13 protein-coding genes and 2 pseudogenes are annotated in these 11,311 nt (G+C 65.4%); 4 read left to right on the forward strand and 11 right to left on the reverse strand.

Annotation, left to right across the window (positions count from 1 at the left end; all coding sequences use genetic code 11):
- Positions 1 to 596 precede the first annotated feature (596 nt).
- Together J7I92_RS24710 and J7I92_RS20255 are read left to right on the forward strand one after the other, a co-directional pair.
- Positions 597 to 692 (forward strand): annotated as a pseudogene (locus J7I92_RS24710) (hypothetical protein); the annotation flags it as partial.
- A 67-nt stretch (positions 693 to 759) separates the two neighbouring features.
- On the forward strand, positions 760 to 1,569 hold the full coding sequence (locus J7I92_RS20255) for an MFS transporter (protein WP_251040237.1): 810 nt from the start codon (positions 760 to 762) through the stop codon (positions 1,567 to 1,569).
- A gap of 524 nt (positions 1,570 to 2,093) precedes the next feature.
- Here the strand turns inward: J7I92_RS20255 and J7I92_RS20260 are convergent.
- The 6 genes and pseudogenes from J7I92_RS20260 to J7I92_RS20285 all read right to left on the reverse strand — a co-directional run bounded on the left by J7I92_RS20260 (position 2,094) and on the right by J7I92_RS20285 (position 6,223).
- Positions 2,094 to 2,948: an alpha/beta fold hydrolase gene (locus J7I92_RS20260; protein WP_214843432.1), complete on the reverse strand. Its 855-nt coding sequence runs from the start codon at positions 2,946 to 2,948 to the stop codon at positions 2,094 to 2,096.
- Between the two features lie 60 nt (positions 2,949 to 3,008).
- A complete protein-coding gene (locus J7I92_RS20265) occupies positions 3,009 to 3,512 on the reverse strand; it encodes an enoyl-CoA hydratase/isomerase family protein (protein ID WP_214843433.1) in 504 nt (167 codons plus the stop codon).
- Positions 3,454 to 3,849: pseudogene (locus J7I92_RS24055) on the reverse strand (enoyl-CoA hydratase/isomerase family protein); the annotation flags it as partial. The pseudogene J7I92_RS24055 and the gene J7I92_RS20265, both read right to left, overlap by 59 nt.
- A 62-nt stretch (positions 3,850 to 3,911) precedes the next feature.
- On the reverse strand, positions 3,912 to 4,316 hold the full coding sequence (locus J7I92_RS20275) for an aldehyde dehydrogenase family protein (RefSeq protein ID WP_214843437.1): 405 nt from the start codon (positions 4,314 to 4,316) through the stop codon (positions 3,912 to 3,914).
- Positions 4,219 to 5,352: an aldehyde dehydrogenase family protein gene (locus J7I92_RS20280; protein WP_214843438.1), complete on the reverse strand. Its 1,134-nt coding sequence runs from the start codon at positions 5,350 to 5,352 to the stop codon at positions 4,219 to 4,221. Before J7I92_RS20280 ends, J7I92_RS20275 begins: the two co-directional genes overlap by 98 nt.
- Before the next feature lie 73 nt (positions 5,353 to 5,425).
- Entirely contained in the window at positions 5,426 to 6,223 is a 798-nt protein-coding gene (locus J7I92_RS20285) for an SDR family oxidoreductase (RefSeq protein ID WP_214843439.1), read from the reverse strand.
- Between the two features lie 72 nt (positions 6,224 to 6,295).
- On the opposite strand from J7I92_RS20285, the gene J7I92_RS20290 reads away from it, so the two are divergent.
- Both J7I92_RS20290 and J7I92_RS20295 read left to right on the forward strand, forming a co-directional pair.
- On the forward strand, positions 6,296 to 6,886 hold the full coding sequence (locus J7I92_RS20290) for a TetR family transcriptional regulator (RefSeq protein WP_214843440.1): 591 nt from the start codon (positions 6,296 to 6,298) through the stop codon (positions 6,884 to 6,886).
- 153 nt (positions 6,887 to 7,039) lie between these two features.
- On the forward strand, positions 7,040 to 7,843 hold the full coding sequence (locus J7I92_RS20295) for a maleylpyruvate isomerase N-terminal domain-containing protein (protein WP_214843441.1): 804 nt from the start codon (positions 7,040 to 7,042) through the stop codon (positions 7,841 to 7,843).
- 154 nt (positions 7,844 to 7,997) lie between these two features.
- Here the strand turns inward: J7I92_RS20295 and J7I92_RS20300 are convergent, their stop codons facing one another.
- The 5 genes from J7I92_RS20300 to J7I92_RS20320 all read right to left on the reverse strand — a co-directional run.
- A complete protein-coding gene (locus J7I92_RS20300) occupies positions 7,998 to 8,855 on the reverse strand; it encodes an MBL fold metallo-hydrolase (RefSeq protein ID WP_214843442.1) in 858 nt (285 codons plus the stop codon).
- A 78-nt stretch (positions 8,856 to 8,933) separates the two neighbouring features.
- Complete coding sequence (locus J7I92_RS20305) at positions 8,934 to 9,512, reverse strand: TetR/AcrR family transcriptional regulator (RefSeq protein ID WP_214843444.1); 579 nt, start codon at positions 9,510 to 9,512, stop codon at positions 8,934 to 8,936.
- A 209-nt stretch (positions 9,513 to 9,721) separates the two neighbouring features.
- A complete protein-coding gene (gene tpiA / locus J7I92_RS20310; protein WP_214843446.1) occupies positions 9,722 to 10,534 on the reverse strand; it encodes a triose-phosphate isomerase in 813 nt (270 codons plus the stop codon).
- A gap of 91 nt (positions 10,535 to 10,625) precedes the next feature.
- Positions 10,626 to 10,889 (reverse strand): hypothetical protein, encoded by a 264-nt coding sequence (locus J7I92_RS20315; RefSeq protein ID WP_214843448.1) that lies wholly within the window; start codon positions 10,887 to 10,889, stop codon positions 10,626 to 10,628.
- Positions 10,889 to 11,311 (reverse strand): transaldolase family protein (locus J7I92_RS20320; protein WP_285290140.1); only part of this gene is annotated, 423 nt, incomplete at its 5' end. The genes J7I92_RS20320 and J7I92_RS20315, both read right to left, overlap by 1 nt.

Consider the following 11,311-nt stretch of genomic DNA (forward strand, 5'->3'; position numbering starts at 1 on the left):
TCCTACTCGGGGGCCCAACCACCACCACATCCCAGTTTCAGAAAAGGATCCTCGAAAGCGCGGAGTTCACAAGCGGCGAGTTCAACACTGCATTCGTCGCCGAACTCATGGAGAGAGAGAACTCACGGTGAGTGAGGTGCGGGCGATCGCGACGTAGCGCTTGGCGTCGTTCCCCAGCAAGGACAGGCAGTTGCAGGGATCGTGCATTCGAATATGCCCGAACTCAAAGCCGATATCTGGATCTTCCCAACAACGCCGACTCCCGGCGAACCGATGATCACCGGGAAGGCGTCCTTCTGATCCCCGGAAGGACGTCCGCGAACCGCTCGGTGGCACGACGGTGTTCGAAGTTCTTTTGCATGGGAAGGGTGGTGCGTTCACCCTCTGGGTCCCCGCGGGGAACTGACGAATACAACAACCAATCATTCCTACTCACGACGACGAAGGAGTCTTCATGACAGCGAACCCCAAACTTGAGCAATCACCAAAGGTGGTGAGCGCTGCGGTCAGCAAACGAAAATCAATGATGGCCAGCACTATTGGTAACGATCACAACCATGCTCATGATGGCGGGCGGCTCGCTGCTGATTGGCCTGATGCCCACCTACGGGCAGATCGGCGTCGCGGCTTCGCTCCTGCTTTTGCTGGCCCGGGTGGCCCAAGGCTTCGCACACGGCGGTGAGTCGGCAACCGCCAACACCTACATTGCCGAAATTGCACCCCGCAACAGGCGCGGTCAGTGGGGCTCGATTCGTATTCATGGCGATCTTCGGCGGATCCGTCCTCGCCTTCATCATCGGCGGCGCGGTAACGAACGTTCTCTCCGATTCTGCAGTTGCCGAGTGGGGGTGGCGTATCCCGTTCCTCTTCGGAGCATTACTCGCTCCCGCCGCGCTGTACATGCGCCGCGGTATGGCCGAAAGCGAGGTGTTCGACGGCGACCAGGAGGAGCAGGCCGAGAACACCGTCACGTCCCTGGACCGTGAGAAGGTCACTCGATCCATCCTAATGATGATCGGTATGACGGCTGGGATCACGGCGGCTCACTACACATGGACCTCCTACGCGTCGACATATGCCATCACAAGACAAGGCATGGATGCGGAGGGCGCATACTGGGTCACCGTATTCGCTCAATTGATTGCACTGGTGTCGCTACCTTCCTGGGGCAGGCTGTCGGATAAAATCGGACGCCGCCCAGTTCTCGTTGTGTTTGCAGGCGCCATGATCGTCGCTCAGATCCCGCTAATGAGTCTGATCAACGACCAGCCATGGACGCTGTTCGTGGCGTCCACACTGGCTCTTCTCATCGTCGCGGCCGCTGGCGCACTGCTCGCGTCTATACTTTCTGAAGCATTTCCGACCAGGGTCCGCACCCAGGGAATTGGGTTCGCATACTCGTTCTCAGTCGCGCTATTTGGCGGTACGGCGCCGTATCTCAACGCCCTCTTTAATAGCTGGGAATTGGGCTGGCTCTCGAATGTCTACATCATGGTTCTTTGTGGACTAACTGGCATCGTGGTCTTCAAGCTTCGCGAGACCAAAGGCATAGATTTGAAAGACGCCTAGAAGCTCGCACCAACTAGCAAGCCCCCGCTTTGTTGGGGGGCGCCCCGAAAATCAAACCGCGCCCCACCGTTGTCGGCCGGCCCGCAGCGGTGACAGGCCCATAGCTTCAGTGGATCGGGGTTACGACATTGTTAACGTGAACAGCGGCAAGTGCCTGGCTCCCGAGGGGGGAGTACCTCTCCTGCACCACTCCTGTCGCAGTCTAGGCCGAAACGGTTCTGTCCTATCGCGCCGTCGTGAACCGTGCTGTCGTGGAGAACTCCGGAAGTGCCGAGACCATCCCCTTCGATCAGCCGGGTCACGGTCCCGGCGTTACGCTAGGGGGCGGACCGACATGCGACCACGCCTTCCTCCATGATCCGGCCGCTCCAACGTTGCCATGCCAGCGATGCGACATCCGGTCTCGCCTCCTGCATGGTTACTGGTGGCGGAGAAGAAGCGCCTGACCGGGCCAAGCTCTGGACGCCGGCACGACGGCTGTCGCTGCGGCACCTTCGCACGGCCCGGCTCGTTTGGGCCGAGGCTCAGTCGGTCAGGAACACAAGCACCTCACGAACGAACTTGTCGAGGTGCTGGAACAGGAAGGCGTGTCCGGCGTCGCTGTAGAGGACGAGTTTCGCGTTGGGCAGCTCCTGCACGGCGGCGTAGGAGCCGAAGGCGTTGATCATGACGTCGTGCGCCCCTCCGGCATACAGCACCGGAGCGGTTATGGTCGCCAGGTCCCGGGCGACGTCGTCCCAGGGCGCGGCCAGCGTCGCGGTGATGGCCTCGAGCTGACCCATCGCGGCTTCCTGGGTGACCTGCGGGGCGCCCTCGGGCATCTCGGCGTCGATGCGTCCGAAGTGGTCCAGGCCCTTGGCGCGGGCTTCGTCGGTCTCGGGGTAGAACAGGTACAGAAGGTCCTCGAGGCCCGATCCGGGCTTCGCCATGATGGTGGCGACCCGCTCCGGCATCGCCGGCATGCCGGGCGCGGTGCCCGAGCCGCTGCCGGCCACAACGAGCTTGCGGACCAGGTCCGGGCGTTTGAGCGCGACCTTTTGCGCCACGACGCCGCCGAAGGACCAGCCGAGCAGGTCGACCTGCGACAGCCCGAGGGCTTCGGCGATCTCCACTGCTCCGTCGGCGAACGCGTCGACGGTCCTCAGCGGTTCGCCCTTGGTGTAGCCGATGCCGATGTTATCGAAGAGGATGACGTCGCGCTCGGCGGCCAGCGCCTGAATGAAGCGCGGGTCCCACCAGTCGAGGGTGGCGCGGAACCGGTGCAGGAGCAGGAGCGGCACCCCGCCGACCGGCCCCAGCCGACGGTAGGCGAATCTGGCCGACTTCGTCTCGATGTACTGCGTCTGTGCCGTGGATGGCGCGTAGGTGCTGCTGCTCATGGCGTGCTCCTGCTCAGGTGGTGGTTGTGATGATGGTGGTGACGGGACGGACGTGATGGGTCAGGCCTGCTCATTGGCCTTGGCGATGTATTCGCCCATGCGGTACTCGAAGTCGAGCCCGGCCTCTGCGGCGATGGCCTGGGTGGCCGCTGCGCGCGTCCGGAAGCCCGGCAGCGTCAGCGAGTGGGCGAACTCGGAGAAGGCGGCAACGAGGTCACCGTCAGGCGGGAGCGTGGCCCTGTTGACCGCGGCCTTGGCCGCGGCGAGCGAGCTCTTGTCAAAGCTCGCCAGACGCGCGACCATCGCATCGACGAAGGAGTCTAGCTCGGCGTCGGGCAGTGCGCGCGTCACCCATCCCCAACGCTCCGCCTGGGCAGCGTCGTAGTCGCCGCTGCCGAGGATGGCCTCCAGCGCCCGGTCGCGCCCCAGGAAACGCGGGAGACGCTCGGTTGCCGCCGCCGCCCGGGAGCAGTCCGGCGCCGACCTCGGGCTGTCCGAAGAAGGCGTTCTCGAGGCTTGCGTAGCGCAGGTCGAGGGCCAGGGCCAGCTCGTTGCCGCCTCCACGTGTACGTCCGCGGATTGACGCGATTGTAATGAAAGGCGCCCTGGACAGGCGCACGACGAGATCGGTCCAGACAGGCAGCTCGCCGGCCTGGGGCGCCGGCAGCTCGTTGACGGCGGCGAGATCGAAGTGGTTGAGGAAGAAGTCTGGCACGTCGCTCTTGAAGACGACGACCTGGACGTCAACATCGTTCTCGAGGTCTGTCACGATCTCGTGAAGCCGAACAGCGGTCTCGGCGGCCACGACGTTGGCTGGCGGATTGTGGAAGGTGATCGTCGCGACCTTCGGGCTGGGACGATCAAGGATGACAGTCCTGGACGTGCTCATGATGTGCTCCATTTAAGTGGGTGAAAATGATGATCCTGGACGTAATCGCGTCCGGGAACGGCTCGCCGCGGTGCTCAGCGCAGGAAGAAGCCCAGGACGCGGTCGGCGCGCTTGCCGAAGGGCGCGTGTAGAAGGTCGGCGGCGTTCCACCGGCCCTGTGTGTAGATGCCCTTGGGGTGGCTGAGGGTGCGGAAGCCCTCGATGCCGTGGTATTTGCCCATGCCGCTCTCGCCGACTCCACCGAAGGGGAGGTCGTCCTGGCCGACGTGCATGATCGTGCCGTTCACGGTCACGTTGCCCGAGGTCGTGCGGTCGAGCACTTGGCGGCGGGCGGCGTCGTCGGCGCCGAAGTAGTAGAGGGCGAGCGGTCGGGGCCGCTCGTTAACGTAGTCGATCGCATCGTTGATCGTGCCGTACGGGAAGATCGGCAGGATCGGGCCGAAGATCTGCTCGTGCGCGATGCGCATCTCGTAGGTCACGCCCAAAACCACGGTGGGGCGGGAAGGTGTGTGGTCGGAGTGCGGCATCCTGTGGCCGGTGACCTACCTCGAGGATGGTCGCGCCGTGGGCCCGGGCATCCGCGATCAGCTCGACCAGGACGTCGTACTGTTGCTCGTTCACGATCGAGGTGTAGTCGACGCTTCTGGGGCCGCCGGGGTAGGCGGCCTTGACCAAGGCGTCGTACCGCTCGACGAAGGCGTCGACCTCGCTCTCGTGCACGAGGGCGTAGTCGGGCGCGATGCAGGTCTGGCCGCCGCTGAGCAGCTTGCCGAAGACGATCGACTCGACCGTCTTGTCGGTGACCCGACCCGGGGCGACGATTGTCGGCGACTTGCCGCCGAGCTCGAGGGTGACCGGTACGAGGTTCTCGCTCGCCGCTTTCATGACGGCGCGGCCGACCGAGCTGCTGCCGGTGAAGACGAGGTGGTCGAAGGCGAGCGACGAGAAGGCGCTGCCGTCGCCGTTGACGACGGTGACCTGCTCCTCGGGGTACAGCTCGGCGATCATGGCGGTGAGGAGGGCGTTCGTGGCCTGGGTGTATTTCGACGGCTTGAGCATCACCCGGTTGCCGGCCGCGATGGCCGTGACCACGGGCATCAGGGAGAGGTTCACCGGGTAGTTCCAGGGTGAGATCACGCCGACGACCCCGAGGGGCTGGTACTCGATCTGATTGCTGCCGTTCCGCAGGGTCAGCGTGATCCGGCGGCGGACAGGGCGCATGAACGAGCGCAGGTTGCGGTCGAGATAGTCGATGCCCTGAACGACGCCCAGCACCTCCATCATCGCGGTCTCGTGGCGCGAGCGGTTGCCGAAGTCGGTGTTGATCGCTTCTTCGATGGCGCGGCGCCGGCTGATCAGCGCCGCCCTAAAGGCCCGCAGATCGCGTCGCCGCTTCTCGAGCGACGGCGCACCGTCGCGGAGCTGGGCGGAACGCTGGGCGGCGAGGACGGCGCCGAAGCGCTCCTTGTCGGAGAGTCCCGCCCTCGCGGCCGGTTCGTCGATGGTGATGGTCATGATGATGCTCCCTACGGGTTTGCTGAGTGGATGCGCGGTCACGCGGGCAGGTGGTCGGTGGATCGGAGTCGGCTCAGCGGTTGCTGCGGCGGATGGTGGCGCCCATGAAGTGCACGATCGCGCGGCGCGGGAGGAAGCGCGCGGCGATGGCGAGGGGTCGTCCGTTGGTGATGACCGAGGGTCGGTGCGAGGTCTTGTCGACGGTGTCGATCGCGGTTTTCACGACGTCTTCGGGGCGGGCGCGGCGGGTTCCGTAGTCGGCGGCCTGGCTGCCGGCGGCGTCGAAGAACTCGGTCGCCATGGCGCCGGGGGAGATGGCGAGTACGCGCAGGCCTGTTCCGCGGGCCTCTTCCCAAAGGGACTCGGTGAAGCTCAGCACGAACGCCTTCGAGGCGCCGTAGACGCTGAGGTAGGGGGTTGGCATGAACCCGAGCAGGCTCGCGACGTTGATCAGGATGCTCGTCTTCTGCTTCGCGAAGACGTCGAAGTAGGCGTGGCTCAGGTCGACGAGGGCGCCGATGTTCAAAGTGATCAGCTGCTGCAGCCGCTCGGGGTCCTCCTCGCCGAATGGGTTGTGCGTGCCGAAGCCGGCGTTGTTGACGAGGCCGGTGGCGAAGATGCCCCGTGACTCGAGCTCCTTTCGGAGCATGCGCCCCGCATCCGGCCGGTCGAGTTCGCGGGCGATGGTGGTAACGCTCACCCCGTCGCGGCGTGTCAGCTCTTCGGCGAGGGCTTTCAGGCGGTCTTCGCGGCGAGCAACGAGGACCAGATTCGCGCCACGGGCGGCGAGTTGGCGGGCGAACTCGGCGCCCAGGCCGGAGCTGGCTCCGGTGACGATGACGGTCTGTGTGGTGTAGTCGATTTCTCTCATGGGAACACTCTATGCATAGTGGTGCACTAAGTGCAAGTTGCTTCCCGCACTGCATTGTTGTACTGTCGGTGCATGGCCTCGACTCCCTCTCCCATCCGCTTGCAGACCCGAGCCGTCGTGCGCTCACTTCTCGCACAGACGGCGATGCAGCTCTTCGCCGAAAAGGGCTTCGACGAGACCACCGTCGACGAGGTCGCAGCAGCGGCCGGCGTCTCGCGCCGCACCCTGTTCAACTACTTCCGCACGAAAGAAGACCTGGCCCTGAGCGGCCTGTCCGAGCAGGGAGAGGTCATCGCGGCGCGACTCGCCGGCCGGCCGGCGGATGAAGACGTCTGGGTGTCGCTGCGGCATGCATTCGAGGTGCTCGACGAGATCGAGGCCAGCCCCGAGAACCGCCTCGAGATCGTCTCGATGCTGTTCGACAACGACTCACTGCGAGCCGGCCACGCCGAGAAGCAGGCGAGGTGGACCGACCTGCTCGCCCCCCTGATCGAACCGAAGCTACCCGCCTCCGAATCGCGTGGCTTTGAGGCCAGGGCCATCGTCGGCGCGGCGATCACCTGCCTGCAGGCCGCCACCGAGGAGTGGCTCCGGCTGCGCGGTTCGATGGCGCTGTTTGACCTCTACGACACGGCGGTGGCAGCCATCCGAACCTCGAACTGACGCCGGCGGGCGGCCCTGCCTCTCCCCTCCCCGCTCAACGCTTCACGATCCACGTCCCGCGGCACCGCGCGCTGACTTTGGCGCGCCTCTGCGCCCCTCAAACCCCCGAGAGCCACACGATTTCCCCGAACATCCCACGAAAGCAGATTCGACATGGCCAACCGTCTCCCCACCCCCGACCTGAACAACCTCCACGCCGCGTTCCGCGCCGAGAGCACCGTGATGCTCGAGTTCGCGAACTCCCTCACGGCCTCCCAGTGGAACGCGCCCAGCAAAGCGGCTGGCTGGAGCATCGCCGACGTGGTCGGCCATATCGGCTCCACCGCCCACAACATGTACAGCCCCGCCGGCCTCCAAGCCGCACGCCAACCGAGCCTCGAGGCCGTCAACGAGGGCCCCGTGCAGGTGCGCCGCGCGTGGAGCCGACAGCAGGTCATGGCCGAGTTCAAGACCGCCACCCGCACCTCGGCCCGCATGCTCGCCTTCGTTCGGCACACCCCGATGCGGGCGGTGCCCACGCAGCTGAACGAGCTCGGAAAATTCCCGATGGCGCTGCTCGTCGGCGGCGCCCTCGTCTTCGACCTGCACACCCACCTCCGCCACGACATGGCCCCCGCCCTCGGCATGCCGACGCCTCCGACGGACGCAAGCCGGATGCGCGCCGTGCTCGACTGGATGACCGCGGTGCTCAGCAACCAGACCGCGAAATCCCCGGCATCCGGAATCGACGCCGGACTGACCCTCACACTCACAGGCCCCGGCGGCGGTACCTGGTGGATCGATGCCGACGGCCTCGCCGCAGCCGGCTCCCACACCCCGGCGGCCCGCATCACCGCCCCGGCCATCACGTTCCCCGACTGGGGAACCCGGCGCTCGTCGTGGCGCGACGCCGACGTCGAGCTCACGGGCGACACCGAGCTCGCCGCGCTGTACCTCGACACCGTCAACGTCGTCTAAAGGGAGACGGCTGCCGGAAAGATGCGGCGCCTACGTAGGCGCCGCATCGGCTTAGGACTGGTGCTGCTCCGGTCCTCCATTGCAACCAGGCGAGGGGTAAAGGCGGCGACCGCCGAGCCACGGGTCGCCAGCCCGTCCGATACTGGGGAACCCGTTAGGCCTGCCGGAGGCCCATCAGGGCGGTGCCGTAGTGCAATGTGCTGACGTTGAGCCGGTGGGGATTAGCCGCCAGCATGTGGTCGATGAACTCCTCGGCGGTCGGATCGGTGGCCAGGAAGTCGTCGGCCTCCTTGAGGTAGGCGATGGTGTCGGCCAGCGCCTGCCCGGTATTCGCGGCGTCGGCGCGGCGGTGGGCGGCCACCACGATCTCCGGTTCGAGCTCCTGGATCTTGACCATCGTGTCGATCCAGGCCTGGCGGGTCTCGTGCGTGCTTTCGACGAGGGGCGGGTGCACGTCGTTGTAGGCGATGTCGCCCACGATGACAGCCGACAGCTCGGGGATGTGCACGTAGGAGGAGTCGCTCACATCGGACTGGCCGGTTGGCACGGCGTACACGTCATGTCCCTCGAGCTCGAGTCGGCCTCCGACGAGGGCCTCCGGCACGACGACCTCGGAGCCGATCTCCTCCACGAAGATCTGGGAGTAGAGCGCACGCTGCTGGCCGGTCTCGGCCTCAGAGGCGATCAGGCGGGCGGTCGCTTCGGTGGCCACCAGGCGCGCCTCAGGGAAGCGCTTGAGCAGCTCGGCCGCTCCGAGGAAGTGGTCGATGTGGCCGTGCGTGATGAAGATGGTGGTGAGCTCCCTGCCGCTGGCCTCGATCCAGTCGGCGAGTTCGGCTGAGTCGTCGATACCGGGCACCGTGTCGACTAGGATCGCCTCGCGTTCGCCGGAGATCAGCGTGACTGAGGTGGGAGGCCAGGTCCAGCCGTCCTCAGGCGCGGGCCCCGGGAGGGGGATGTTCACGGCCCGTGCCGGCGCCGAGAAGATGTTCAGGTTGAGTGATGAGGTCATGTCGGTTCTCCTATTCAGTAATTGACTTACAGGTACAGAAAAATGGCAAAAAGAAATGGCTCCGGATGCGCGTAGCCGTTAAAGGAGCGAGATGGTGGCGTCGGCGATGCTCCGCATCCGCGCGGGGCCCTTCTCGAGTCGGGCCAGGGTATGCAGGCCGGTGACAGTGTTCAGCAGCATGCTGGCCACCGCCTGGTCGTCGAGGTCGTTCCGCAGCTCGCCGCTGCGCCTCCCCTCCGTGATTAGCGACGCGAAGGCGCGCTCGGTGTGGTCGAACAGGCTTTGCACGCGGGTTGCGACGTCGGCATCGGCGACGCCGAATTCGACGGCGCTGTTCGTGGCAAGGCAACCCCGGCGACCGGGGTCGGCCAGATCGGTCTCGACGAGGACCATCAGCGCTCGACGCAGCCGCTCCTTGACCGTTCCCGAATCGTTGAGCAAGCTCGTGACGGCGTCCTTCTGTGTGTCGAGATACCTCTGCAGCGCCAGATCGAAGAGCTGGCGTTTGCCGCCGAAGGCGTTGTAGAGGCTCCCTTTGCCGATTCCGAGCGCGTCCGCGAGCCCCTGGGGCGTGGTCGAGGCATAGCCTTGACGCCAGAAGAGATTCATCGCCTGAACGACGGCGGTCTCCGGATCGAACTCTTTGGGTCTGCCCATGCTTCGACCCTACATAGTTCTGTACCCATGGGTCAAATATCCACGGCGCGACGAGATGTGCGGCTGGGAAAAGGGCGTAATTGATCCGTTCTTCGCCCCTCAACCAGCTCGACACCCCCACGCCAGAGATGTCGACCTCGTTAGAGAAAAGCCCTTCCCAAACAACACCAAGAGATGGGGCGTGCCGGGAACGGACCTTGGCGCTAGGCTCAGCCGGCAAGCTGGCGCTCGAAGCCTGCAATGCTGGCAAATTCATCCGCATCAAGGCTCGCACCGCCGACCAGGACGCCGTCGACGTCGGTCTCGTGCAGCATGGATGGCGCGTTGCTGGCCTTAACTGAGCCGCCGTAAAGCAGCCGGGTCTTGGGGGCGACATCCTGGCCGAACAGGCCGGCCAGTTCGGCGCGGATCGCCCCACACATTTCCTGTGCGTCTTCGGGTCCGGCGACTTCTCCGGTGCCGATGGCCCACACGGGCTCGTACGCGACTACGAGCCCCGCTGCCTGGTCCGTGGTGAGTCCGTCGACGCTGGCGCGCAGCTGGGCCAGTGTGTGCTGGACGTGTGTGCCGGCCCGGCGGATGTCCAGGCCCTCGCCGACGCACAGCACCGGTGTGAGTGCCTGGCGGTAGGCCGCCTTGACCTTGGCGTTCAGGATTTCGTCGGTTTCGCCGTGGATCGTGCGGCGTTCGCTGTGGCCGACGAGCACATACTTACAGCCGAGCCTGGCCAGGAACCGACCGCTGACGTCGCCAGTATAGGCGCCGGAGTCGAACGGGGAGAGGTCCTGGCCGCCTGAGACCAGGCCCAAGCCATCGTCCTGGATCAGGGTTTGTACGGCGCTAAGGGACGTGAAGGGCGGAAAGACGGCAACTTCCACCCGGTCATAGTCGTGCTTTGCCTCAGAAAGGGCCTCGGCCAGATGTTGCAGCAGGCTGCTGCCCTGGACGTGGTCCATGTTCATCTTCCAGTTACCGGCGATAAGGGGCGTCCGGTTAGAGCTGCTGTTGGCAGACGTGTTCATGTGTTTCTCCAAATGGTTATTGTGTTGGCTTGCAGGCGTGGCAATTCCGCGGGGCCAGGAAGTGGCCTCCCGGCACGGTAATGCCGGAGGGTTACGGGTTCTGTGGCTGGCCAGGGAGTGTGGCCTGAAGCCGGGTCCCGTCCTGATTGTGAAGGAGGTGCCGCGTGCCGAAGCCGTGGCTTCTGATCCAGAGGATGTCCGATTGCTCGGTTTTAGTCTCGATCCGCGCCTCGTAGGAGTATCCGCCGGGTTCGATTACCTCGACGAGGTCTCCCGGTCGGAGCGAGGTCCAGTCCTGCGGTTCTGCCGGAACTCCGGTGTCGCCGCTCCCCATATGCCTGATTGAGCGCACCATTACGGCGTGTCCCGTGGTGCTGGGGAGGCTCCATGGCTCCGTGCAGAGGCGAGGGCGCCTTCGACGTCGCCGAGGAGTTCCTTCCAGCTGGCGACGAACTTGTCGAGGCCCTCGGACTCAAGCAGTGCCACGACGTCGTTGTAGGAAACGCCAAGGTTTTCGAGCGCGTCGAGGGTGGCGTTGGCTTCGGCGTAGGTGCCGGTCACGGTGTCGCCGGTGACGGTGACGGTGCCGTGGTCGAACGTGGCGTCGAGGGTCTTTTCCGGCATGGTGTTCACGACGCCGGGGGCGACGAGTTCGGTGACGTAGAGGGTGTCCGGGTAGGCCGGGTCCTTCACGCCGGTCGAGGCCCAGAGCGGGCGCTGGGGGAGGGCGCCGGCTTCGGCGAGCAGGGCCCAGCGTTCGGTGGAGAACAGCTCTTT

Source organism: Arthrobacter sp. ISL-72, assembly GCF_018613755.1.
Lineage (GTDB): Bacteria > Actinomycetota > Actinomycetes > Actinomycetales > Micrococcaceae > Arthrobacter.